Source organism: Irregularibacter muris (assembly GCF_024622505.1).
Lineage (GTDB): Bacteria > Bacillota > Clostridia > Eubacteriales > Garciellaceae > Irregularibacter > Irregularibacter muris.
The window spans coordinates 338,206-364,245 of sequence record NZ_JANKAS010000002.1; the positions used below are offsets into that span (position 1 = coordinate 338,206).

The 26,040-nt window shown below is 33.1% G+C and carries 26 protein-coding genes; 3 read left to right on the forward strand and 23 right to left on the reverse strand.

Annotated features, from left to right (window positions below):
• Window positions 1-6 precede the first annotated feature (6 nt).
• From recG to NSA47_RS04065, 3 genes are read right to left on the reverse strand one after another with little or no spacing between them, the layout of a single operon-like run.
• Complete coding sequence (gene recG / locus NSA47_RS04055; RefSeq protein WP_257529617.1) at window positions 7-2,052, reverse strand: ATP-dependent DNA helicase RecG; 2,046 nt, start codon at window positions 2,050-2,052, stop codon at window positions 7-9.
• 47 nt (window positions 2,053-2,099) lie between these two features.
• Window positions 2,100-3,731 (reverse strand): DAK2 domain-containing protein, encoded by a 1,632-nt coding sequence (gene fakA / locus NSA47_RS04060; RefSeq protein ID WP_306811095.1) that lies wholly within the window; start codon window positions 3,729-3,731, stop codon window positions 2,100-2,102.
• 23 nt (window positions 3,732-3,754) lie between these two features.
• Window positions 3,755-4,105, reverse strand: a complete 351-nt coding sequence (locus NSA47_RS04065; protein ID WP_257529618.1) for an Asp23/Gls24 family envelope stress response protein — start codon at window positions 4,103-4,105, stop codon at window positions 3,755-3,757.
• A gap of 214 nt (window positions 4,106-4,319) precedes the next feature.
• Here NSA47_RS04065 and rpmB point away from each other — a divergent pair, with 214 nt between their 5' ends.
• On the forward strand, window positions 4,320-4,511 hold the full coding sequence (gene rpmB / locus NSA47_RS04070) for a 50S ribosomal protein L28 (RefSeq protein WP_257529619.1): 192 nt from the start codon (window positions 4,320-4,322) through the stop codon (window positions 4,509-4,511).
• A 750-nt stretch (window positions 4,512-5,261) separates the two neighbouring features.
• Here the strand turns inward: rpmB and NSA47_RS04075 are convergent.
• The 5 genes from NSA47_RS04075 to rlmN are packed head-to-tail and all read right to left on the reverse strand — an operon-like array spanning window position 5,262 to window position 10,593.
• Window positions 5,262-5,903 (reverse strand): thiamine diphosphokinase, encoded by a 642-nt coding sequence (locus NSA47_RS04075; RefSeq protein ID WP_257529620.1) that lies wholly within the window; start codon window positions 5,901-5,903, stop codon window positions 5,262-5,264.
• Between the two features lie 30 nt (window positions 5,904-5,933).
• Window positions 5,934-6,809: a ribosome small subunit-dependent GTPase A gene (gene rsgA, locus NSA47_RS04080; protein WP_257529621.1), complete on the reverse strand. Its 876-nt coding sequence runs from the start codon at window positions 6,807-6,809 to the stop codon at window positions 5,934-5,936.
• Between the two features lie 15 nt (window positions 6,810-6,824).
• The gene (gene pknB, locus NSA47_RS04085) at window positions 6,825-8,759 is read right to left on the reverse strand and encodes a Stk1 family PASTA domain-containing Ser/Thr kinase (RefSeq protein ID WP_257529622.1); all 1,935 of its coding nucleotides are present in this window, start codon (window positions 8,757-8,759) and stop codon (window positions 6,825-6,827) included.
• Window positions 8,760-8,774: 15 nt separating this feature from the next.
• A complete protein-coding gene (locus tag NSA47_RS04090) occupies window positions 8,775-9,506 on the reverse strand; it encodes a Stp1/IreP family PP2C-type Ser/Thr phosphatase (RefSeq protein WP_257529623.1) in 732 nt (243 codons plus the stop codon).
• Window positions 9,507-9,552: 46 nt separating this feature from the next.
• Entirely contained in the window at window positions 9,553-10,593 is a 1,041-nt protein-coding gene (gene rlmN, locus NSA47_RS04095) for a dual-specificity RNA methyltransferase RlmN (RefSeq protein ID WP_257529624.1), read from the reverse strand.
• 199 nt (window positions 10,594-10,792) lie between these two features.
• Here rlmN and NSA47_RS04100 point away from each other — a divergent pair, with 199 nt between their 5' ends.
• Window positions 10,793-11,089 (forward strand): hypothetical protein, encoded by a 297-nt coding sequence (locus NSA47_RS04100; RefSeq protein WP_257529625.1) that lies wholly within the window; start codon window positions 10,793-10,795, stop codon window positions 11,087-11,089.
• 46 nt (window positions 11,090-11,135) lie between these two features.
• Here the strand turns inward: NSA47_RS04100 and rsmB are convergent, their stop codons facing one another.
• The 12 genes from rsmB to dapF all read right to left on the reverse strand — a co-directional run bounded on the left by rsmB (window position 11,136) and on the right by dapF (window position 22,135).
• Window positions 11,136-12,494, reverse strand: a complete 1,359-nt coding sequence (gene rsmB, locus NSA47_RS04105; RefSeq protein ID WP_257529626.1) for a 16S rRNA (cytosine(967)-C(5))-methyltransferase RsmB — start codon at window positions 12,492-12,494, stop codon at window positions 11,136-11,138.
• Complete coding sequence (locus NSA47_RS04110; protein WP_257529627.1) at window positions 12,495-13,178, reverse strand: zinc metallopeptidase; 684 nt, start codon at window positions 13,176-13,178, stop codon at window positions 12,495-12,497.
• Between the two features lie 3 nt (window positions 13,179-13,181).
• The gene (locus NSA47_RS04115; RefSeq protein WP_257529628.1) at window positions 13,182-13,949 is read right to left on the reverse strand and encodes a DUF116 domain-containing protein; all 768 of its coding nucleotides are present in this window, start codon (window positions 13,947-13,949) and stop codon (window positions 13,182-13,184) included.
• A 1-nt stretch (window position 13,950) separates the two neighbouring features.
• Entirely contained in the window at window positions 13,951-14,904 is a 954-nt protein-coding gene (gene fmt, locus NSA47_RS04120; protein ID WP_257529629.1) for a methionyl-tRNA formyltransferase, read from the reverse strand.
• Between the two features lie 9 nt (window positions 14,905-14,913).
• A complete protein-coding gene (gene def / locus NSA47_RS04125; protein WP_257529630.1) occupies window positions 14,914-15,366 on the reverse strand; it encodes a peptide deformylase in 453 nt (150 codons plus the stop codon).
• A 61-nt stretch (window positions 15,367-15,427) separates the two neighbouring features.
• Window positions 15,428-17,896, reverse strand: coding sequence for a primosomal protein N' (priA, locus tag NSA47_RS04130; RefSeq protein WP_257529631.1), 2,469 nt, complete (start codon window positions 17,894-17,896; stop codon window positions 15,428-15,430).
• Window positions 17,897-17,953: 57 nt separating this feature from the next.
• On the reverse strand, window positions 17,954-19,144 hold the full coding sequence (gene coaBC, locus NSA47_RS04135) for a bifunctional phosphopantothenoylcysteine decarboxylase/phosphopantothenate--cysteine ligase CoaBC (protein WP_257529632.1): 1,191 nt from the start codon (window positions 19,142-19,144) through the stop codon (window positions 17,954-17,956).
• Window positions 19,145-19,156: 12 nt separating this feature from the next.
• Window positions 19,157-19,363 (reverse strand): DNA-directed RNA polymerase subunit omega, encoded by a 207-nt coding sequence (gene rpoZ, locus NSA47_RS04140; RefSeq protein WP_257529633.1) that lies wholly within the window; start codon window positions 19,361-19,363, stop codon window positions 19,157-19,159.
• Window positions 19,363-20,001 (reverse strand): guanylate kinase, encoded by a 639-nt coding sequence (gene gmk, locus NSA47_RS04145; RefSeq protein ID WP_257529634.1) that lies wholly within the window; start codon window positions 19,999-20,001, stop codon window positions 19,363-19,365. The genes rpoZ and gmk overlap by 1 nt, the downstream gene beginning before the upstream one ends.
• Window positions 19,994-20,266: an extracellular matrix/biofilm regulator RemA gene (gene remA, locus NSA47_RS04150; protein ID WP_257529635.1), complete on the reverse strand. Its 273-nt coding sequence runs from the start codon at window positions 20,264-20,266 to the stop codon at window positions 19,994-19,996. The genes gmk and remA overlap by 8 nt, the downstream gene beginning before the upstream one ends.
• Before the next feature lie 14 nt (window positions 20,267-20,280).
• On the reverse strand, window positions 20,281-21,156 hold the full coding sequence (locus NSA47_RS04155) for a YicC/YloC family endoribonuclease (protein ID WP_257529636.1): 876 nt from the start codon (window positions 21,154-21,156) through the stop codon (window positions 20,281-20,283).
• 154 nt (window positions 21,157-21,310) lie between these two features.
• The gene (gene dapF / locus NSA47_RS04160) at window positions 21,311-22,135 is read right to left on the reverse strand and encodes a diaminopimelate epimerase (protein WP_257529637.1); all 825 of its coding nucleotides are present in this window, start codon (window positions 22,133-22,135) and stop codon (window positions 21,311-21,313) included.
• Window positions 22,136-22,347: 212 nt separating this feature from the next.
• On the opposite strand from dapF, the gene NSA47_RS04165 reads away from it, so the two are divergent.
• Window positions 22,348-24,120: an Rqc2 family fibronectin-binding protein gene (locus NSA47_RS04165; RefSeq protein ID WP_257529638.1), complete on the forward strand. Its 1,773-nt coding sequence runs from the start codon at window positions 22,348-22,350 to the stop codon at window positions 24,118-24,120.
• 2 nt (window positions 24,121-24,122) lie between these two features.
• On the opposite strand, the gene NSA47_RS04170 is transcribed toward NSA47_RS04165, so the two are convergent.
• The 3 genes from NSA47_RS04170 to NSA47_RS04180 all read right to left on the reverse strand — a co-directional run bounded on the left by NSA47_RS04170 (window position 24,123) and on the right by NSA47_RS04180 (window position 26,027).
• On the reverse strand, window positions 24,123-25,046 hold the full coding sequence (locus NSA47_RS04170) for an RluA family pseudouridine synthase (protein ID WP_257529639.1): 924 nt from the start codon (window positions 25,044-25,046) through the stop codon (window positions 24,123-24,125).
• A gap of 70 nt (window positions 25,047-25,116) precedes the next feature.
• The gene (locus NSA47_RS04175) at window positions 25,117-25,716 is read right to left on the reverse strand and encodes a TraR/DksA C4-type zinc finger protein (RefSeq protein WP_257529640.1); all 600 of its coding nucleotides are present in this window, start codon (window positions 25,714-25,716) and stop codon (window positions 25,117-25,119) included.
• Between the two features lie 20 nt (window positions 25,717-25,736).
• The gene (locus NSA47_RS04180; RefSeq protein ID WP_257529641.1) at window positions 25,737-26,027 is read right to left on the reverse strand and encodes a DUF5665 domain-containing protein; all 291 of its coding nucleotides are present in this window, start codon (window positions 26,025-26,027) and stop codon (window positions 25,737-25,739) included.
• Window positions 26,028-26,040: the final 13 nt, after the last annotated feature.

A 26,040-nucleotide genomic window follows, 5' to 3' on the forward strand; every position in this document is an offset into this window, starting at 1 on the left:
TCCTTTTCAATTTAAAGCAATCTTATGAATTTTCTCTTGAAGATTTTCCAATACAAATTTGCTCATTTCTGAGTATTCTCCCTCTTGGAAGATTTCCTTTAAAACATCCTGAGACATTTTAAGAATCCCTACATCTTCTATTAGATTTGCAATCTTCAGCTCAGGTAGACCATGTTGACGCAAACCTAAGAATTCACCTGGCCCCCTTAAAGCTAAGTCTTTTTCCGCTATGATAAAACCATCATCTGTACCCACTAATGTTTTCATTCGTTCTTCTATTAATTTCCCTTCGTGGTTTGTAATGAGAATACAATAGGATTGATGTTCTCCCCTTCCTATTCTTCCTCTTAATTGATGCAATTGCGCCAACCCAAACCTTTCAGCATTATGAACTAACATAATGGTTGCATTGGGTACATTGACTCCCACCTCAATTACTGTGGTAGAAATTAAAATGTCTATTTCTCCATCCTTAAACCGCTGCATAACGACATCTTTTTCTTGGTTTTGCATTTTTCCATGAAGTAAGGATATTTTTTCATCTCTAAAAATATTATTTTTAAGATGTTCTGTTAGGGTAATCACCGACTGGGCATCTATACTTTCAGAATCTTCTACCAAGGGACATACAATATAGGCTTGTCTTCCTAGCTTTATTTGTTTTTTTATAAAGTTATATATTCGAGTTTCATACCTTTCATTTACATGATATGTCTCCACCTTTTTCCGTCCTGGAGGTAGTTCATCAATAATAGAAATATCAAGATCTCCATATAATATGAATGCTAATGTTCTAGGTATTGGAGTCGCTGTCATTACAAGTACATGGGGATTCTCTCCCTTATTATTCAATAACGCTCTTTGTTTAACCCCAAAACGATGTTGTTCATCGGTTATTACTAATCCTATTTTATTAAATTTCACATTATCCTGTATTAGAGCATGGGTTCCTATGACAATATCTATTTCTCCACTTTGAATTTTTTCAGTGATATTTTTTTTGTCTTTTGCTTTTAGGCTACCTATTAATAGGCCTATTTTAATATTAAATTTTTTAAATAAGCTATTGAGGGTTTCATAATGTTGCTTAGCTAGTATTTCTGTAGGTACCATCATAACTCCTTGATAACCATTTAGATAAGCCATAAGAAGAGCAATAGCCCCAATTATTGTTTTCCCTGATCCTACATCGCCCTGAATTAATCTATTAATAATCTTCCCCGTAGAAAGATCTTCCTCTAATTCTTTAATTACCTTTTTTTGAGCATTCGTAAGCTGAAAGGGTAGCTCTTCAATAAATTTTTCCACTCTTGAATCTATATTAAAAGTTATTCCACTGATATTTTTAGTGTTTTGTGCTTTAATAAGATGTAATCCCATTTGCAACAAAAAAAATTCATCAAAAATCAATCTTTTTTTTCCTATCTCATAATTCTTTAAATTTGTAGGAAAATGGATATTTTCCAATGCAAAATTTATCTCACATAGCTTATACTTTTTTCTTAAATCCATAGGTAGGTATTCTTCCCATTGTCCCTTCACAGCACTTATAGCCTCTATCATAAACTTTCTTATATCTTTCTGGGTTAACCTTGTAGATAATGGATATACTGGCAAAATTCCTTGGCCTTTATAAGATAGATCATCTATGATTTTATAGTCTGGAGTGATTATCTGAATTTTCCCATATCCTCTTTTTATTTTTCCATATAAATAATATAAGCCACCTATTTTAAATGTGTTTTTCATAAAGGAAGTATTATACCATATGGCTTCCCCTACTACACCTTTATCTTCTATGGGTATCTTAATAATGCGTAATTTTCTTCCCCTTAATAATTCCTCCATACCTCTTCCAGTGATTTTAACTACAATACCAGTATATTCTTGATCCTTACATTGGGATAGGGGGGTTATCTTTCGTCTATCCTCATAATCTCTTGGGAAAAAATAGACTAAATCTTCTATAGTCTCTACTCCTATTTTTTTAAATTGCTCATATTTTTTTGGCCCTATTCCCTTTAAATTTTTTATTGAATCTTTAACGTTCATTTTTATCACCTTATCCTATAAGAAAAAAAGAGTATATTATACTCTTTTTATTCTACCGAAATAATATAGTAATATAAAGGCTGACCGCCATATAGGTTTTCTATATCAATATCTTGAAATCTTTCTTCAATTTTATTTAACAAATTAGAACTTTGGTCTTTTGAAACATCTTCACCTGTAAAAATGGTTACTAGCTCATCCTCTTCTTCAACCATTTTATCAAGTAATTGTAGAGCAACTTTCTCAATATCTTTACCAACTACAACAATATCTCCATCCAATAAACCAATAATATCCTCTTTATGAATTTCCATTCCATTGACTTGAGTATCCCTAACGGCAAAGGTTATTTGACCTGTTTTTACTTCATTTATGGTTTTTTCCATACTATTATAATTATCTTCTACTGACTGTTCTGGGTTGAAGGCCAATAATGCAGCTATTCCTTGGGGTATAGTTCTAGTTGGGAGAACATGAACACTTTTATCGGAAATCTGTTTTGCTTGATCAGCAGCTAAAAAGATATTACTATTATTGGGCAATATAAATATATTTTTAGCCTGTAATTTCTCAAGTTCGATTAAAAAGTCTTCGGTACTAGGGTTCATTGTTTGCCCACCCTTGATTATACTCTCAACTCCTAAGTCTTCAAATACTTTGACAATTCCTTCTCCTGCAGAAACAGCTATAAAAGCATAATCTTTTAACTCAATATTTTCAACTTTCTGGGTTTCTAAATTGAGTTGGCTTCTGTGTTGTTCTTTCATATTGTCAATTTTTATATTGGTTACTTCACCCATTTGCAAAGCATATTCTAAGGCTTTTCCAGGATGATTGGTATGTACATGAACTTTTATTCTTTCCTCATCTCCAACCACCAATAAAGAATCTCCTAATTGTGATAACTCTGTTTTAAAGGAATTAATTGAGGGGTTTTTACTCAATACAATAAATTCAGTACAGTAGGCAAATTGAATATCCGCAGTAGATATATGACTTTTTCCTGGGGCATGAGTTTTATCATGCTTTTCAGGGCTACTCTTTATATCTACTTCTAAATCATTCCCAAATAAAGCTTTGTAAGCACCTTCAAAAATATATATCAGTCCCTTACCTCCTGCATCAACGACTCCAGCTTCTTTCAGTACAGGTAACATATTAGGAGTCTTGTCTAAGGTGATATTGGCCCATTCTATGATTTTTTCTATAAATACATCCAATGTTTTGAAATTTTTAGTATTGTGCATAGCATAACTTGCACTTTCTCTAGCAACAGTTAAAATCGTACCCTCTGTTGGTTTCATTACAGCTTTATAAGCCATATCTGAGCCTGATTTTAATGCCATACTAAAATCATGAATATCTAAAACTTCCTTGTCTTTACATGCTTTGGCAAATCCTCTGAAAAGCTGAGAAAGGATAACTCCTGAATTTCCTCTCGCACCCATAAGTGAGCCCCTTGATGCAGCATCTGCAATTTTTTCCAAGCTATTAGTGGCTACTTCGGATACTTCCTTTGCAGCAAATTGTATGGTTAAGGACATATTTGTTCCTGTATCCCCATCCGGCACTGGAAAAACATTTAGATCATTTACTATGTCTTTATTATTTTCTAAATTATTGGCTGCAAATATAATCATCTTTTTCAATAGGGCACCATCGATATGTTTGATTTTCAACACAAGTACCTCCTTACAAACTATTAAACTCTGACACTTTCTACGTTTACATTTACTTTTTCTACTTTTAATCCTGTTAAATGTTCCAGTGAATATTTTACCTTATCAATAATATTGTCTGCAACTACTGATATCTTGATTCCAAATTCAATAATGACAAATAAGTCAATAGTTAGCCTACCATTATTTTCTACAACTTTTACACCCTTACTTAGATGTTCTCTTTTTAATAATTCGACTATGCCATCTTTTCCTCTTTTGGATGCCATTCCTACTAATCCATAGCATTCCATTGCGGCTAGTCCGGCAATATTCGCAAGTAAATCTTCAGAAATATATATGTTTCCTAATTCATTACTAATTTTTGCAGGCAAAATAGAAACCTCCTCTATTTATTATTTTATTATTTATATTCTATCCTATTAGACAGTATTCTTCAACAGTAGCTTTATTCGAGCAAATGTTTCTTTTAGAATTTATTAAATTTCTCTCTTTTATTGCACTATCTATAATTATTATGATACAATATATTTGTTTTATATGCATATTATAATAATTATCGTACCTTTGATAAAGGAGGTGGAATTCATGGCAAGACATTGTAGCGTTTGTAAAAAAGGAACTATTTCAGGTAATCAAATTAGCCACTCCACTAGACATACAAAAAGAGCTTGGAATCCGAATTTGAAAAAAGTAAGAGCAATTGTAAATGGTGCACCAAGAAGAATTTATGTATGCACTAGATGTTTGCGTTCCGGCAAAGTAGAGAGAGCAATTTAGTAAAAAACGTGCGTGTGAAATTAGATTCACAGCACGTTTCTTATTTTGATACAAGAAAATTCGTCTTGCTAGCAAAAGGTCAATCTTTCTTATATCACTAGAGCGGCCATAGCCGCTTTCTTGTTATTATGTTCTTTATTATTCATCATCTATCGAGAGAATTTCTTCAAAAAGTTTCTTATGAATTTTGGAAGCTTGATAAACATAATCCTCATTACAATCCCCCTATTCCCTAATTATTTCCTTAATATGCTAATGCCAGCAATTATTAACCCGATGGCCCCTATGACTAACCATGCTTTTCGGGGAAGAAATATCAACAGCAAAATAACCATTAGAAATATCATTATTATAGGAATACATAAATGTTTTCTATATCTTAACCAAATTCTCCACTTCACCACATCACATCCTTATTTGCAGCGCCAACAAAAGAATAGAAAAATTAGGTACAGTAAAATCAATATGCAAATGCACAATAAAACATATAAAATCCATGTAGGAAAAATAATAATCAATATAATAAATCCAATTATACTTAAAACAAGACCTAGCAATTTCCTGTGTAAATATCTCATTTTACCACCTTTTATACATTATGATACCTCCCCCAAACAAGAAAGCGGCTATGGCCGCTCTTGTGAAATAGAAAAGGTTGGTCTATTACGAGCAAGATAAACTTTCCTATTTCAAAATAAAAGGCTTATAATAATATATTATTATAAGCCTTCAAATATGTTACAATATCTATTAATCCTGTGCCAAAATAACCAATAAAATACCCTTGTTAATGGTTATTTTAACCTTTCCACCTTTTACAACATTGCTTATACCATAGGGATTATCCTTGGTCATAACAGCATCCTTCAAACTGTAATGCAAACCCTCTGTTGTAATACCATCCACTCTATCTGTAAAAGGAAGCAATGAGAGAGTCTCTCCTTTTCTTCCTTTTAATTCTATGCTTTTATCCATAAGATATATGCGATTATGTTCATTAACAATAGAGGCTTTAAGTCCTTTATCTAGCAAAGATTTTAAAAGATAAACATTGGCAAGGGTATGATCCATCCTACTGCCTAACATACCCACCAAAATTACCTCCTTAATGGGTAAAGACATCACATATTGAATAGCTAGTTGAGTGTCGGTTTCATCTTTTTCTATATCATATTTTATAATCTCTATGGATTTTTCTTTATAAAATTCCAATTCCGCCATTGGTATAGAGTCTAAATCTCCTATAATGGTAGTAGGAACAATCCCAAGCCTTCTTAGATGTTTTGCCCCTCCATCAGCACATATAATATATTGGGGGTTCTCCTGATGAAACAATTCCTTATAAAAATTATCATTATTTACTTCTCCATTGGATATTACAATAGCCTTCATATAAATCCCTCATTGTTTTAATACTTTTTGTCAATATTTTGGTATGTTTTTTATTTCCTCTAGCAGATATTGATAACTTTCATAGCGATGGGAAGAAATTTTATTTAGGCCGATAGCTTCTTTAATCGCACATTTGGGTTCTTGCATATGAAGACAAGAATTAAATTTACATTGCCCCAAATAAGGCCTAAATTCTGGAAAATAGTTCATTAAATCAATTGGTTCTATATTTTCTACCCCCAAGGAGCTAAAGCCAGGGGTATCCACTACATATCCATTTTCTCCATAATGAAATAATTCTACATGGCGCGTGGTATGCCTTCCTCTACCTATTTTTTTGCTGACCTTCCCGGTTTCCAATTGATAGTCTTGATTAATTTTGTTTAATAATGAGGATTTCCCCACTCCTGAGGGACCGGCAAACACAGTGATATGATCATTTAAATAGTGCTTTAGATCCTCAATCCCTTTTTCATCTTTTACGCTGGTAAATATCACTGGATATTCTATGTTTTCGTATATATTTTTTATCTTTTCTTTTATATCTTCCATCTCTAAATCTACTTTGTTTATACAAATAACTATGGATAGTCCTTGCTGTTCGGCCATGATTAAAAAACGATCTAATAATTGTAAGTTTGGATTGGGATTAGAAAGGGCAAAGACAATAATTACTTGGTCAATATTCGCTACCGGAGGTCTGACTAGCTGATTTTTCCTCGGTAATATGGTTTCGATAATGCCTTTCCCCTCTTTATCGGTGCTGATTTCCACATAATCCCCCACCATTGGTGTTATATTATCTTTTCTGAACTTTCCCCTTGCTTTGCTTTCTACGATTTCAGAAACCGATGTTCTGACATAATAAAAGCCACCAATCCCTTTAATAATAACACCTTTTTCCATTCATTCAACTCCTTATTAAAATGAGATAAAGCCTTCAGCAAATTTCTGATTATCAATCTTTACTGTATATATTTGAAAGCCTGTTCCTTTAACCGGTATTTGCAATACACCTTCTTTTATTGCGTGTTTCTTTTCGTAAACAACCTTTGAAGTATTGTCCTGGTAATCCAATAATTCAATGGTAATGACAACATCATTTTCCTGCTCACCATTTTCCTTTTCATATTCATTTAAGTTCACTTCAATATTTTTTGTTGAAGTTTTTCCTCTACTCAATGTAATATTTACAAAAGAATTTTTTGCAACTTCTCCATTGGCTTCTGGACTCTGCTGTATCACATAGTCGGTCTTATATTTTTCATCATCCTTATAATCGATTTCCCCGACATTTAATCCTTGAGCAGACAAGGCTTTTTTTGCATCTTCCAAATGCATTCCAACTACAGAGGGTACAACAATGGTTTCTTTTCCCTTGCTGATATACAGATCCACCTTCGATCCTTCCCTCACATCAACATTATCTTTAGGACTTTGATCATAAACAATACCCCTGTCAAATTTATCATTAAATTCGTAATTTATTTCCCCAACATCTAAACCTAAATTCTCCAAGCGACTTATGGCCTCTGCCTCAGATTTACCCTGTAGATTAGGAGCTGGAATAAATTTCACACCTTCACTGACTATAAGCCCTACGGTTTGGTTTTCCTTGATTTTTTTTCCTGCCTGAGGGTTTTGACTAATTACATTATCTTTTTCTACTTCATTATCATATTTTCTTTCAACTATTTCAGATTTCAAACCCTCTTGGGATAATATTTCCATAGCTTCATCAATATTTTTGCCTTCTACATTTGGAACTTCTATTTCCTTAACCATGAAATAATCCCCTAGGGAAACTGCTAAGGCTCCTAGAATACTAGCTAGAACAAAGAAAGCAACCAGAGAAAAAATGATTATCCATTTGCGTTTTCTTTTATTCTTTCTATTTTTTTCTTCTTCTATCTCTTCAATCTCTTCTTCCTCTTCTTCCACCTTTTTTAATTCATTATTACTTTCCTTTGTAGCTATAATAGGAGTAATCTGAGTAGGTGCATTTTCATCAAATTTTTTGAATGTATTCCAATTAGGTTCTACTAAAATCTTTTTTAAATCTTTAATTAAATCCTGTGCATTAGGATATCTTTCTTCAGAATTCTTTTTTAATAATCGCATTATGATTTCATTTAAACCTTCAGGAATAGTATTATTTTTTTCAATAGGGGCCATTAATTCCCCTTGCAGATGTTGTAATGCCACTGACACCGATGTTTCTCCATTAAATGGCACCTCACCTATTACCATCTCATATAAAACTATTCCCAAGGAATACAAGTCTGATTTTTCATTTACAAAACCACCCCGTGCTTGTTCTGGAGAAAAATAATGCACTGATCCCATTGTATCCTCTACTTGGGTCAAAGTAGAACTTGTTATTGCTCTAGCAATTCCAAAGTCTGTAACTTTGGCCATGTTATCATTTGTGATAATAATATTATGGGGTTTAATATCTCTATGAATAATATGATTTTTATGGGCATGATCTAAAGCTGAAGCAATTTGAATAGCTATATCTACAGCTTTTTCCCAGGAGAGTTTTTTATTCTCCACAATATATTCTTTTAAAGTTTTTCCCTTAACTAGCTCCATGACTATATAATGAATATTTTCTTGTACGCCTACATCATATATGTTCACAACATTAGGATGAGAAAGGCTTGCAGCTGCTTGGGATTCTCTTTTGAATTTTTTTATAAATTGTTCATCATGGATAAATTCTTGTCTTAATATTTTAACGGCTACAAATCTATTTAATAATTGATCTTTTGCTCTATATACAATAGCCATTCCGCCTTGTCCAACTTCTTCTATTAGTTCATAACGGTTTCCCAATAGTTTACCTACTAACATTTGTCTATTCACCACCTAACATTGAAAAATAATTAAAGTAATATTGTCAGTTCCACCCTTGGCATTTGCCAATTGAACTAAGGAATTAGCAGCTTCTTGAAGGTCTACGTTACTTTCTATAATATGCTTAATCTCACTCTCCGAAACTAAGTTAGATAGTCCATCTGTACAAAGCAGAATAATATCTTCATCCTGTAATGTATAATGATACGTATCAGATTTAACATTTAAATCTGTACCTATGGCCCGGGTTATAACATTTTTTTGTGGATGAGATCTTGCTTGTTCTTTAGTAATGGTGCCTTCCCTAATTAACCCTGCAACCAAGGAATGATCCTCTGTGAGTTGTTCTATACCCTCATCATTTATTCTATATACTCTACTATCCCCAATATGGCTTATGTATAGTTGATTTTGTCTATAAAGAACAGAAGTAAGTGTCGTACCCATTCCATGTAATTCTGGTTTTTCTAAGGACACATTATAGATATTAGAATTTATATTATTTATGAGCTTTTGAATACGCTCGCTCTTTTGGTATGTTTTATTAATAATATTCTGTTTAACGAAAAATTTTTTAAGTCCTTCAATAGCCATAGCGCTTGCCACCTCACCCGCTTGATGACCACCCATTCCATCTGCAACTGCAAACACGCAATAATCAGGAGAATGTTCTTGTATTACCAATAATGAATCTTCATTATTTTCTCTTATCCTACCAACGTCGCTTTTGTAACCAATTTTCATTTTAACACCTCACTATATTGTAGAATCATATAACCTCTTCAGCATCTTATTTTTTCATTGAATCAAGATATCCCTTTCTCAATTGGCCACAAGCCGCATTAATATTACTTCCCATTTCCTTTCTTATGGTTGTAGGTATTTTAAAGGATTCTAATTTTTCCTTAAAGACCTGAATTTGACCCTTTGTACTTTGTTGAAAATCTCTTTCCTTTATAGGGTTAATAGGAATAAGATTAACATGACAAAGTAGCCCCTTCAATAGACTTCCAAGTATCTCAGCATCTCTTATTTGATCATTTTTATCATGAATTAACGCATACTCAAAGGTTATTCTTCTATTTGTTTTTTTAATATAATATTGACAGGCTTTCATTAGTTCATCCAATTTATATTTTTTAGCTATCGGCATGATTTCCATCCTCTGGATATCATTGGAAGCATGAAGGGAAATGGATAAATTGATTTGAAGATTTTCATCTGCTAGTTGAATTATCTCAGGTACTAAACCACAAGTAGATAAAGTAATGTGCCTTTGGCCTATATTCAATGAGTCTGGATGATTGACTAGGTGTAGAAATTTCAGAACTTCTTCCATATTGTCTAAGGGTTCTCCACTGCCCATTAATACGATATTGGATATTCTCTCTCCTATTACTTCTTGGGCTTTTAAAACCTGATCTAGCATTTCCCCAGCAGATAAATTACGGGTCTTGCCATCTAAAGTAGAAGCACAAAAGGAACACCCCATTCTACAACCCACTTGAGTAGAAATGCAGATTGTATTTCCATAATTATATTTCATTACTACACTTTCTATAATGTTGTCATCTTCCAAAGCAAATAATAACTTAATTGTTCTCCCATCTATTCCTTGATACTTTTCTACAATTTTCAATCTAAAAATATAATATTCTTTGTCTAGTTTTTCCTTGAAATCATTAGGTAAATTGGTTATCTCATCAATACTATTGATTCCTTTATATATCCATTGAAACAATTGTTTCCCCCGATATTTAGGTTGCCTATAATTCTTAACAACCCTATTTAATTCCTGTATATCCATTCCCAGCAGGTTGTTTTTACTCAAATTTTTATCTCCTTTTTTATCTTTTACTTTTATTGCAACAATAAACAATCCTATTATATCAAATATCTTCTTTACAACAAACATTTACTTTTATCTATAACACAATCATGGGGATAAGAATATATTATTATTAGGAATATCAATATTTATGATTAGATTACTCAAATATAAAATTTCCTATACTGAAAGGAGATCTACTATGAACTATTATGATTGGCTTGCTTCCCAATACGCCTATATGTATCCAGATTTATATAATACAATGTTGCCACTAATCGAAGAAGAATTGGATAAATGGGGGAGAGATGATTTAAGTCCTTATCAGATGGATGAACTTGTTGATAGCATTATGAGAAGATATAATGGTCTCTATCCACAAGCTCTACAACGGGGGTATCGAGATCAAAATACAGTAAGAAATATTATTCTAGTACTTCTATTGTCTAGATTATTTAGACGGGGCAGCTATCCAGGATACTCAAGACCTTTTTATTGATAACATGATAAAACCCCATTATACGATTTAATGGGGTTTTATCACGTTATATTCTTTGCATCCTACATATAAAAAAGCCATCGATGTCGTCGACGTGAGGAAAAATCTGCAAATACCCCTTTTGAATTTCTTCATGGGTTTTCATTGGATCTGCTATTGCTTCTATAGGCAATAATTTAAATGATGAATTGCTGTCTAAAAATCCTTCTATAATATCCTGGTTTTCTTCGGGATTAATCGTGCATGTGCTGTAAACTAAAAAGCCATCTTTCTTTACATAATTAGAGGCATTTTGTAGAATTTTTATTTGCATTTCTCTAATACTTGCAATATCCTCAGGGTTTTTATTCCATTTTAGGTCTGGTTTTCTCCTTATGATACCTAAACCAGAACAGGGGGCGTCAACCAATACCCTATCTGCTTTATTAAATAGTTTCTCATCTATTTTTAGAGCATCAAAGTCCTCTAATTGAATATTAGTTATTCCTAATCTTTCAACGTTCTTTTTAACAATAGTTAATTTATGCTGATAAATATCTCTTGCAATAACTTTACCCGTATTTTTCATTATCTGAGCAATATGAGTGGTCTTTCCACCGGGAGCGGCACAAGTGTCTATGACCAGCTGATCTTCCAGTGGATTTAAAATATGGGCAACCAACATTGAGCTTTGATCTTGGATTTGAAATAACCCCTTTTTAAAGCTTGGGCTGTCTTCAATATTTGAAATGTTATGGACAATAATTGCTTCTGCACACCATTTCCCTTTCTTAACTTCAAAACCTTCCTGGGATAGCAATTCCATAAGCTCCTCCCTAGAAATCTTTAGGGTGTTCGTTCTTATAGTGATATCGGGACTTAAATTATTTTTTTCTAGAATTTCTTTGGCAGCTATTGGGCCAAAATCCTCAATATATTTTTTTACTAACCATTTTGGATGGGAATAGATAATAGATAAATATTTAATTTCATCATTTCTTTCAGGCATTAAGTCACCGCTATTGGCTCTTATAATATGTCTCAGCACACCATTAATATAGCCTCCTATTTTATGATGCCCATATTTCTTTCCTAATTTTACACTTTCATTTACTGCTGCCGACTTAGGAACTTTATCTAAAAAAACGATTTGATAAATTCCCAAACGTAAAATGTTTTGTACCCATGGAGATATTTTTTTAATGGGTGTTTTTGAAAACTTTGAAATTATCCAATCAATTCTAGATTTATTTCTTACAACACCATAGACCAATTGGGTAATAAAAGCCCGATCTATTGCACTTAGATCAGACGTATTTAAAGCATTTTTTAAGCTTATGTTGCTATATGCATTATTTACATTCACATCATATAGAACTTTTAAGGCTATCTCTCTAGGTCTATCTACCAATATGTTATTCTTCATTTAATCTCTTCTACCCCTTATCATTAATAGCCTCAATAACTGTGACAGTGCTACTACGGTTGCCGCTACATAGGTCAATGCTGCTGCTTGAAGAACCTTTTTAGTGGGTACCAATTCACCTGATGATAATAGTCCTTGGTTTTCTAATAATCCTATAGCTCTATTGCTGGCATTAAATTCTACAGGCAAGGTAATAATTTGAAAGAGTACCGCTACCAAGAAAAACAATATCCCAATATCCATCATTCCCGTAGCTGGAAACATTAAGCCAATGACAAAAAGAAACCAAGCTGCTTGGGAACCAAAACTTGCTATAGGAGCTATGAAATTTCTAATCATAAGCGGTGCATAGCCCTTAGCATGTTGTATGGCATGACCTACTTCATGGGCCGCTACCCCTACAGATGCTACCGAAGAGCCATTATATACAGCATTGGACAATCTTAATACTTTTTTTCTTGGATCATAATGATCACTTAAATGTCCTCCAGTTAACTCTATAGGCACATCATATAGACCTTGAGAATCTAAAATTCTTCTTGCTACCTGCATGCCAGTATATCCTCGACTATTCCTTACTCTTAAATATCTATCAAAGGTTGTTTTTACCTTTCCTTGGGCATATATTGCAAATATCATAGCTGGAATCAATAAGATAAAACTCATATCTCCCCAATATAGCATTCTTTATTCCTCCCCATTCAAAAAATATAATATTGCCTCTTCTACCTTTGTTATACTAACCATGGTATTATGACAGGGGCCTTCTGGCCTCTCATTTACCACTCCTAAAATTGGTATTATTTTTATATCTTGTATACCACTTGATAAATCTCGTTCACATGCGATCGCTACTATAGCTTTAGGTTTTCTGTCAATAATGGTACTTCGTGCCAAGGTACCCCCTGTTACAATAGCAAATTGTGTCCCATATTTTGTAGATAATTCTATTAAATCTTTTACAGCACAACGACCACACATTTTGCAGTTATATATGTTATTGGTAATTTTATGGGGACAGTTTGCCCACTGGATACAATGGGGGGATAATATTAGTATTTCATTTGCCTTGACCTTTATCCTTTCTTTACTGACTATATAGTTATTGACCTGAGCAAACTCCCCTCTTATTCTATCTTTTTCTATGCCCATTAAGTTTCCGATCATATAAATGAGGGGATAAAAAACTACAAAAGACTTTTTTAACCATTTTAAAAACAATGGATTTGACTTCTTATTCGGATTAGAAAACAATATAGTTATACCAGCAACCATAATAGAGAACAAGCTTATTATTAAAAGAATCAGAAAAAACATTAATGCATTGTGATAGATGTTTAGATTATCCGTAATAATAAATATGCCTAAGACTATAGCAAATAAAAGTATGGTAAAGATTGTAGCTGCTAATAGTTGGGCAAATAACCTATAATCTTTTTTTACTTTACTATTCATCCTATTCACATCTACCTTGACCTAAAATAGTACCCTTTTGAATCTGATTACCCAACACAAAGGCATCTACACTCATTCTTTTTCCATTAGGCATTTGTATTTGGGAGATAACTATACAGCCATCACCTGTCTTTACAATCCAACCTACATGAGGAATATGCTGTAAAATTTCACCTGGTTTTCCAGAGACATCCTTATAATCATCAAAAATACCAGCTTTCCAAACTTTCATTTTCTTCCCTAATAATTCTGTAAATGCTCCAGGCCATGGATTGGTACCCCTTATTAAGTTAAAAATATGATCAGCCGACTGTGACCAATCAATTTTTCCAACATTCTTATCTAACATAGGTGCATAGGTATGCATTGTATGATCTTGGGGTATGGATATAATCTTATCATTTTCAATATTATCTAAGGTATTCAGTAGAGTTTTTGCTCCTAAATTTGCCAATACATCATGAAGTTCCCCAGCGGTCATATCCTCTTTAATTTCTACTTCGTCCTTTAGAATCATATCTCCAGTGTCTAGTCCTTCATCCATATACATAGTGGTAATTCCTGTCTTTTTCTCTCCCTTTATAATTGCCCAATGAATGGGGGCGGCTCCCCTATACGCAGGAAGTAAAGAAGCATGCACATTTACACATCCCTTTTCAGGAATAGTTAGAATTTCCTTTGGTAAAATCTGTCCGTAGGCAATAACCACTATAATATCAGGTTTTAATGCTTTAAGACTTGAAATAAAGGACTCCTCCCTTATTTTTTTAGGTTGTAGTACCTGTATATTATGTTCCAATGCCACTTCCTTTACTGGGGGCATTTTAAGTTTTTTCCCCCTACCACTAGGCCTATCTGGTTGAGTAATAACCGATAAAATTTTATGTTTACTTTTTATTAGTGCCGATAAAGATGGTACAGCAAAGTCTGGCGTACCCATAAATACAATATTCAAAATAATCACCTACTTATCAATATATCTTATCACTTTATCTGTAAATAATATCCCATCTAAATGATCTATCTCATGACAAAAAGCCTGGGCTAAGAAACCTTCCGCTTCATGTTGAACTTCTTGCCCCTCTATATCTATGCCCTTTACAATTACTTTTTTAGGTCTGTCAACTACTCCAGATTTTCCGGGAATACTTAAACATCCCTCAACTACTTGCTGTTGTCCTTCATCATGAATAATTTGGGGATTTACTATGACAACTGGCCCCTCACCCACATCAATTACAACTAACCTTTTTAATATCCCCACCTGGGGAGCTGCAAGTCCAACTCCTTCAGCATGATACATGGTCTCAAGCATATCTTCAGCCAATATTTTTATCTTATCGTCTACTTTATCTATTGGTCGAGATTTTTTTCTCAATATTGGGTCTGCATCTAAACGAATATTTCTTATAGCCATATTCTTCCTCCTTATTCTTTCCACGTTTCTACTCCTATTTTATCATAATATATTTTATAAATCATATTATGCTCATAGGATTAATGTCAATAGCAATATTAAGATTATTACTTTCTTCTACTCCTTTAGGATACCCCTTTTTTAGAATATGACTAAAGAGTAAAAGGTCATTTGTTTTTATAATAAGATGCCATCTATATTTATTCTTAATCTTGGATATAGAACACGGCACAGGTTTAAATATATCATTGATTAGATGTCCTTTCCCTGCCTCTCTTAAATAATCGGTTAACTGAAGGTAAAATGTGTTTATCTTTCTTATTAAACTTTCTTCATCTTCACCAGTAAACACGATGTTGATTAATTTTTTGAAGGGAGGATACTGCATTTCTCTTCTTAGATTTATTTCTTCCTTGTAAAAATTATCATAATCGTGCTGTTGGGCATGGATTAGGCTATAATGGCTGGGCTCATAAGTTTGTACGATAACCTGACCCGAAAGAACACTTCTACCTGCTCTACCAGCTACCTGAGTTGTTAATTGGAAGGTACGCTCAGCTGCACGAAAATCAGGCAAATTCAATGATGTATCTGCAATAATTACTCCTACCAATGTTACTCTAGGAAAATCCAACCCTTTAGAAATCATTTGAGTGCCTATAAGGATATCCGCCTCCTGGTTTTTAAAAGCATTGATTATCTGATCATGAGATCCTTTTTTCCTAGTTGTATCGACATCCATACGTAATATCCTAGCCTGAGGGAATTCTTTTTTTATAATGGTCTCCACTTTTTGTGTGCCTGTTCCAAAAAATCTAATTTTTCTACTTTTACAGCAGGGACATATCTTTGGAGTTGGTTTAGTATAGCCACAATAATGACATAGCAACCTATGATTGTTTTGATGATAAGTTAATGAGACATCACATTTTGGGCATTTTTCCACATACCCACATTTCCTACATGACACAAAGGTAGAATAGCCCCTCCGATTTAAAAATAAAATACTTTGATGTTTCTCTTGAAGATTTTGCTCTATGGCTCTTCTAAGTTCTTTACTTAATATGGAATAGTTCCCTTCTTTTAGTTCATTTCTCATATCCACTAGGGTAATATCTGGCATTGGGATATGATCTATTCTATTTTTAAGGGATAATAAATGATACTCCCTGTTCTCAGTGCTATGATAACTTTCAATAGAAGGGGTAGCACTTCCTAATACTAGATGACAATCTACAATTTCGCACAATTTTTCTGCAACTTCTTTGGCGTGATATCTCGGCCTATTGGAAGACTTATAACTTGTTTCATGTTCCTCATCAATAATGATTAGTCCTAGGCTTTTTAATGGGGCAAAGATAGCCGATCGGGCTCCTACCACAATATTTGTTTTTCCAGCCTTAATCCTTTTCCACTGATCGTATTTTTCCCCATGGGATAAATGACTATGTAGAACAGATACCTGTTCACCGAAACGACCAATGACTCGCTCTACCATTTGGGGCGTTAAGGAAATCTCGGGTACCAAAAGAATAGATTGTTTTCCCATTTTTAGCATTTTTTCAATCATATTTAAATATATTTCGGTTTTCCCACTTCCAGTTACCCCATGAATAAGCATTTTCTGAGAAGGCTTTTTAATCAAATACTCAAATTGCTCAATAATATTTTTTTGTTCCCCTGTTAGCGTTTTTCTAGGGTTTTGAAAATTTCTGTTATGATAAGGGTTTCGAAATACCATTTTTGAAGTGATACTAATTAATTCTTTTTTAAGTAAACTTTCTATAGAGCTATTAGAAATATTGAGTTTATTTTTTATATCCCTTAATTTATAGGGAAAATGATCTAGATGCATAATTATTTCTCTCTGTTTATGCGCTGTATTTTTAATCTCCTTAAGGTAATCTTCTTGGCTTTTATATTTTCCTGATAACATGATGTATTTCTCTTCTTTTTCTCTAATGCCCATATAGAATTTCTCTTGTACATCCAAATAGTTTTCCCTAACCATTTTTTTTATTCTTCTTTTGTTCTCTTGGCCTGGAAATGTCCTATATATTGTATCTAGATCCATGGGTCTATTTTGTTCTTGAATATACTGGACTACTTTACTTTCCAATGTATTATTTTTCCCTATACATTTTTCAGTTATTCTGGCAAGGTTTAAAAATACCCTTTCCTTTTTTACTATATTCATTCCACCGGGTATCATCACTTGCAATGCTTCAATATGTAAGCATATATAATAATCTCTAATCCATTTGGCCAATTTCAGCTGATTAGCCGTTAAGGTAGGCGCCTCCTCTATAATTTGTATAATTTCTTTTATTTTATTATCTTCTATATCACAATGGTCTTTAATTCCAACAACAAAAGCATCTACTGTTCTATCGCCCCGTCCAAAGGGAACGATCACCCTTTGACCCTCCTGAATTTCCCCCAATAGGGCAGTCGGTATTTTATAGTCAAAGTACTGGTCTATATGAATGCTAGGTTGATTTATGATTACTTGGGCATATTGGCTTATCATATACATCATCCTCTTAATAATTCTAAATAATAATAAAGCGTACTTTTGTACGCTTTATTATAGTATTTTTATCGCTTCATCTAATATTGTATTGGCAACTTCTTCTTTAGACATCTTTGGCAAGCTTATAGTATTTCCACTTTTATTTATGATCTTAACAATATTTGTATCTCCTCTAAATCCAGCACCCTCTTGTGTTAAATCATTTGCTACAATAAAGTCTAGATTCTTTTTTAAAATCTTAGTCTTTGCATTATTGATTAAATTTTCAGTTTCAGCTGCAAATCCAATTAAGATTCTATTTTCTTTAACCTTTCCCAATTCATATGCAATATCAGAATTTTTCCTTAGGGATAATGATATTTCACTACTATTCTTCTTGATTTTTTGATTAGAGATTTCATTAGGGCTATAATCTGCTACTGCCGCTGCTTTAATAATAATATGAGCCGATCTATATAATTCCATCACTTTATTATACATTTCCTTGGCAGTGGTTACAGGATAATATTCTATTCCCTTAGGAACTTCCAATGAAGTTGGTCCCGAAACTAACATAACTTCTGCCCCTCTACTTTGCGCCTGGGCAGCTAGGGCATATCCCATTTTTCCTGAAGAATGATTGGTAATATAGCGCACTGGATCAATAGGTTCACGGGTTGGTCCTGCAGTAATTAAGATTTTTTTTTCCTTCAGATCCATATTCTTGCTAAAGAAACTCACAATTTCTTGTTCAATGGCCATTGGTGAAGGTAATTTACCTATTCCTACATCCCCACAGGCTAAATGTCCTGATTCAGGTTGCATAAGATAATAACCCAAGTCTCTTAGCTTTTTCATATTTCCCTCTACAATAGGATTTAGATACATCTGTGTATTCATAGCGGGCACAATAAGTTTAGGTGCTTTGGTAGCCATTATTGTAGTTGACAGCATATCATCTGCTATACCATTAGCTATTTTCCCTATAATATTCGCCGTGGCAGGTGCAACAACAAATAAATCCGCCTTTTGAGCCAAACTTATATGTTCTACCTCCCAATATTTTATGTTTTGGAAGGTATCAACAACTACTACATTTTGAGATAAGGTTTGAAAGCTTAAGGGAGTAACTAATTTTGTGGCCGCCTCTGTCATAATGACATGGATATCAGCCCCTAATTTTTTTAAACGACTTACTAAATCTATTGATTTATATGCCGAAATACCTCCAGTCACTCCTAGCACGATTGTTTTACCCTTTAACATAAAATACCTCCGTTAATTTTCATCTCCATCATATGGAGTATACTCTATTAATCCTTTGTCAATTTCATTTGTAGAAATCGTTACTGGATTATTGCTTTCTATATCAATGGAAGCTTCTTTGCCAGCAACCAGCTGTCTAGCCCTTTTGGCCGTAATTACGACTAAGGAATATTTATTATCTACTTCTTTTAACAGGGATCTTAAAGATGGTTTTATCATTATATTTTCCTCCTTACAATCTTATCTATAGAATCTTTCAATCTATCTACTCTACATTTTTCAGCAATCAAGATTGATTTTATTTTTTCTACTGCATCATCAATCTCGTCATTTATAACGATATAGTTATATTTAGATACATAATTAATTTCTTCATAAGACGCCTGAAAACGCTTTGTCAATTCTTCTTTTGTTTCTGTACCCCTTTTGGTAATTCTATTCTTCAATTCTTCCATAGAGGGTGGCATTACAAATATAAAGACTCCCTCTGGGAATTCTGATTTAACCTTTAAGGCTCCTTGTATGTCAATTTCTAATATGACATCCTTTCCCATTTGCAATTCATTCATCACTTTATCTTTTGGTGTTCCATAATAATTATTATAAACCATTGCATATTCTAAAAATGCATTTCTCTGCACCATTTCTTTAAATTCTTCTTTTTCTATAAAATTATAATTAATACCATCTATTTCCCTTGGACGTGGTTTTCTAGTAGTCGTTGATATGGACAATTTCAATTTTGGAACCTCTTTAAGCAAAGCTTTACACACTGTACCCTTTCCGGCACCAGAAGGGCCGGAAATAACGATTAAGAGTCCTTTTTGTATATTTTCCCTGCATTCCCACTTAGACATTTTGATCCTCAATTGTATTATTATCTTTATTATCCAATCGATGGGCTACAGTTTCTGGTTGAACAGCTGATAAAATAATATGATCACTATCGGTGATGATTACTGCCCTAGTTCTACGTCCATAAGTTGCATCTATCAACATTCCTCTTTCCCTTGCTTCCTGAATAATTCTCTTAATTGGTGCTGATTCGGGACTAACAATTGCAATAAGCCTATTGGCAGATACAATGTTTCCAAATCCAATATTTATCAGTTTTATTGACATAACTATACCTCTCTTTATTCAATATTTTGTATTTGCTCGCGAATTTTTTCTAATTCACTTTTAATATCTACCACTTCTCTAGATATGGAATATGAATTTCCCTTAGAGCCGATTGTATTAATTTCCCTATTCATTTCTTGGACAATAAAATCAAGCTTTCTCCCTACAAGTTCATTTTTAAAAGTATTCTTAAATTGTTTCATATGGCTATATAATCTAATAATTTCTTCAGTGATATTAGACTTATCAGCAAATATCGCCACTTCTGTCATTAGTCTAGTTTCATCTATTTCAAAATTGCCGGTATATTCAATGATCTTTTCGGCAAGGCGTTTTTTATACTCATTTTCAATCTCTGGTGCCAAAGCATCAATATTTTCTACTTTTTTTTCGATTATTTCACATCGGTAAAGCAAATCTTTCTTTAAATTATTTCCTTCTTCTATTCTAGCAGAATCTAATTGGATTAGTGCTTTATTGAGTGCTCCTTTTAAAGATTCCCAAAGCTCTTCTACATCATATTCATTGTCTTCCACTTGAATAGCTTCAGGAAACCGAGCCATTAACTCTATACCAATATCTTTTTCTAGCATTGGAAATGTATTTTTTATTTGATTTAAAGCGCTATAATATCCTTTTAACAAGGCTAAATCTATTTTTACCTTTTTTTCCTGCTCCTTCAAAGATTGGAACCGAATATGTACTTCAATTCTTCCTCGGGCAACAAATTCATTAATTTTCCTTCGAATCCTATCCTCTATACTATTTAGTTGTCGAGGCATACGTATGGAAAAATCCCGATATCTATTGTTGATGGTTTTAATTTCCACGGAAAAATCATAATGATTATCTTTTGATTCTCCTCTTCCAAAACCGGTCATGCTTTTCATTATATTCATCCTTCCAAAAACATTCAATATTTTTTTATAAAGTCGTAAAATTTGTCTTGCTTGCAAGGAATCAAACTTTCCTAATGTATAAATACGACCATAGCTGCTTTCATATAAAATTTAAAATTCTATACAAAATATAATAATCCTTCTTCTAAGATAAATTTCCTGTAAAAACTTCCTCAGCCGGTCCCGTCATTAATATATGTTCCCCCGCAAAATTTATTTCTAGTGTCCCTCCTGGCAAATGTACCCTGACGGGGGAATCTATCCTTCTCTTCTCTTTTAATACTGCAGCAATAGCACAGGCTCCCGTACCACAGGCTAGAGTGAGTCCTACTCCTCTTTCCCAAGTTACTCCCCTCACTTCTTTGCGATTGACAATCTCTATGAAATTCACATTGGTTTTTTCCGGAAATAAGGGATGATTTTCTAGAGTCCGACCTATTCTTTCAACAGGATAAGTTTCTAAATGATCCACCTCTATGATGGAGTGGGGAACACCCACTAATACTGAAGAAAAAACAATTTCTTGATTATTAATATACACTACTTCATCCAAAGCATCTTTTTTATCAATATTCATTGGAATATTGGAAGGATTATAATCTACCTTTCCCATATTTACCTGTACTATTGTATCCGCATTTTTTTGCTCAATAATTTTTACATTGGTTTTTCCAGCCCTAGTTTCAATGGAAAAACACGTTTCTTGAACTATTCCGTGATCATATACATACTTGGCAAAACAGCGAACTCCATTTCCACACATAGCCGCTCTACTACCATCCTGATTATAAAAAACCATTTTTACAGCACACTTATTAGAAGGTTGAATGAGGATAAGCCCATCTGCACCTACACCTAAATGTCTATGACAAATATGTGAAATTTGTTTTGGAGTAAGATTGAGTTTTTCTTCCCTATCCTCTATTAGGACAAAGTCATTACCTAATCCATGCATTTTAGTAAATTTCATAAACTAACCCTCTTTGAGATGTTTGTATCTTTGATCATGTATACATTTATATATTTTTTGTTTTTAAAAATAATGATCACTTATTTATGTATTATACCATAAAGCTAAAGTTTATATAATTTTTAATCTTGTTTTTGTATATTATAAGGATTCCTTTATAATTATATGATTAAATGTTAAAATGAATTAATCATATAATAAGGAGGATTTTTATGGCATTTGACGGTATTACTACGATAGCCTTAATAGATGAATTATCCGGCAGACTTATAGATGGACGGATAGATAAAATATATCAGCCTGAAAGAGATGAAATACATATTAATATTAGTAACAAAAGGGATAAATGCACATTGCTACTTTCTGCTAATCCTAATAATCCCAGAGTATATCTAACAGAAAAATCTAAAGCTAATCCCCTTTCCCCTCCTAATTTTTGTATGTTGCTTAGAAAGATCTTATCCAGGGGCAGAATCCTATCCATAGATCAATTCTCTATGGATAGAATAATTGAGATGGATATCGAAACTCTAAATGAATTAGGAGATAGAGTGGTGAGATCCCTGATTATAGAAATTATGGGACGTCACAGTAATATCATCCTTTTAAATAAAAAAACCAATATCATCATAGATAGCATAAAAAAAGTGGGTTCAAATATCAGTCGATACAGGCAGGTTTTGCCTGGCAAAGAATATATTTATCCACCCAATCACAATAAAATCAACCCATTAGAAGTAGGAGAAAAGGAGATCACATCTTTAATAGATGACTATCCTCCAAATAAAAAAATAGAAAAGTTCCTTTTAGAAAATTTTACTGGCATTAGCCCAATTATCTCTAGGGAGATTTGTTATAGAAGCCACATTCACTATGACACACCTATGCAAAGTTTATCTATAGAGCAAAAAAACTATTTATTACGATGCTTTTTAGAAGTCATAGATCAAGTAAAAAATAAAGAGTTTATGCCTGTTATGATATATAATGAAAATCAAACAAAATTGATAGATTTTTCACCTATACCTCTCAGACAATATCAATCTCTAATGACTAAAAATTTCAACTCTATCTCTATGCTTTTGGAACAGTTCTATTATGAAAGAGATAAGTTAGAAAGAATAAAACAAAAAAATAGTGGATTATTACATCTTCTGCAAAATAAATTAGATAGAAATTATAAAAAATTAGGAGTTCAACAAGAAGAATATCAATTATCCAAAGAAGCTGAAATTTATAAATTATATGGGGAATTGATTATTTCCAACATTTATTCTATTAAAAAGGGATTGGACAAAGCTACTCTATTAAACTTTTATTCAGAACATCAAGAGGAGGTTGAAATTCCCCTTAACCCCAATCTTACTCCCTCGGAAAATGCACAAAAATATTTTAAAAAATATAATAAAAGTAAAAATGCTGCTCTGCAGTTAGAAATCCAAATAAGATACACCAAAGACGAAATCTACTATCTCGAAAGCCAAGTAGCCAATATAGAAAATACAACCGATCATGAAGATATTGAAGAGATTAAAGAAGAATTAAGAAAAGAAGGCTATTTATCTCCTGTTAGCAAAAAAAATACTGTTAAAGTCAAATCTTCTTCGCCATTGCATTTTAAATCCAGTGATGGTTATGACATCTATGTGGGAAAAAACAACCGTCAAAATGATCATTTAACCCTTAGGGCTTCCTCAGACAAGGATATATGGTTTCATACTAAGGATATACCAGGTTCTCATGTGGTCGTGAAAAATCTCTCTTATCATGATATCCCTGAAAAAACTTTATTAGAAGCAGCTTCCTTGGCTGCCTATTACAGTAAGGCTAAAAAATCCAGTAACGTTCCTATAGATTTTACTCAAATAAAATATGTTAGAAAGCCCAAGGGAGCAAAGCCGGGAATGGTTATTTATGACCACAATAAAACCATATTCATCACCCCTAAAGAAGAAAATATTTTATCAATAAAAAGGGTTAAGTAAATTTACTTAACCCTTAGTATATTGATAATTTTTAAAAAGTCTTCTGGTAGGTTGCATTTAAACTTTAGGGGTACATTGGTGATTGGATGGAGAAAACTCAGTTCCTTAGCATGGAGTAATTGCCCCTTTAAGTTAAACTTTTGCTTCCTATATCCATACACTGGATCTCCCACTATGGGATGGCCTATATGTTCCATATGAACACGAATCTGATGGGTTCTTCCCGTTTCTAATTTGGCCTCTATTAAAGTATTTTTATCAAACCTTTCTAAAACCTTATAGTGGGTAATCGCTCTTTTCCCATTTTTAGACACAACAGCCATTCTTTTTCGATCTATGGGATGCCTGCCTATGGGCTCATCAATTCTTCCACAATCCTCTTTTATGACGCCCTCTGTTAATGCCCTATATTTTCTGGTAATATTATGCTCCTTTAGTTCCTGAGCTAGCTTTATATGGGCAGTATCGGTTTTTGCCACCACTAATAATCCAGAAGTATCCTTGTCAATCCGATGGACAATCCCTGGCCGTAAGCTTCCATTTATTTGGGATAAGGACGGTGTATAATATAATAAAGCATTAACTAAGGTATCCCTATAATTGCCTGGTGCTGGATGGACTACCATACCTTTGGGCTTGTTAATAACAATAATATCATCATCCTCATATACAATGTCTAAGGGTATATTTTGAGGCTCTATTGCTATCTCTGTTGTTGTGGGAAATATAATTTCTACATTATCCTTAGGTTTCACTTTATAACTAGCCTTAACAAAAAAATTATTCACTTTGATATTCTCATCATTAATAAGTTTCTTTATAGAATTTCTAGAATAATCCTTTATATGATCGGATAAGTATATATCCAATCTTTTCCCTTCATCCTCTGTTTCCACATTTAATACAATACCATTTTCCAAATGCATCACCGCTATATAATTTTTATCCTACAGATTATACCATAAATCGGTTAGATTATACAATTCCCATAGGCTATTAATCTGGCAATTGATCTTTATATTGTTGGTTGGATATCTGCTCTACTTCTTCTACTGCACCTCTATCTTCATCTCTGCGGCCAATTTTAGTAGCTGTGGAATATTGCTCAACATCCTGCCATGCATCTTCACCATCATAAATAACTGAATCATCATAATCAGTGTCGGTTCTCCCAAAAGGGGGAAAAAGCACCTCCTCCTCAACAGGTCTATCCTCTTCATTATCCTTGGGAATTTGTCTTTCTTCTGAACATTCTAGACAGAATTTTGCAGAGGGTGCTACTTTAAGACGTTCTTCTTTAATATTCTTGCCGCATATTTCACACATACCATAGTTTCCTTTTTCAATTTTTTCTAATGCATCATGGATATTTCTAAGGGCCTCTTTTTCATGATTTTCTAGGGCAAAGTTCAGTTCCATTTGGTAAGTCTCTGTTCCTATATCTGCTGGATGATTATCATAAACTGACAATTCATCTACTTCATCCTTCAAATTAGTATTGAATTGGTTTTCTTCCATGTTATCCAATGTATTTAAAGTTGCTCTTCTCTCTTTTAAAAGTAGTTCTTTATAAAGTCTTAATTTCTTCTTCTCCATTGATATCACCTCTTCGTTTTTTATATGTTATTTTGAACTATTCTGACCACTTCAGAAATAAATCTTCCTATAATAGGCAGATTTAACAATACCAAATATCGTAAAAGATATATGATTAATGCTCCTAGTACGGAAAATCCTATGGCCATCCCCACTCCTCTTGCTAGTCCGCCTAAAAAGTTATTGATTAAAAGTTTCTTCCAATTATGCATAAAATCAACATAGTCTTCTATTTTGGACTTTTCTAATTGCACTGAAATATTCTCCATTTTATCATTTATCTTTTCCAATAACTCTTGAGGGTCTTGCACAATTAGACCTCCT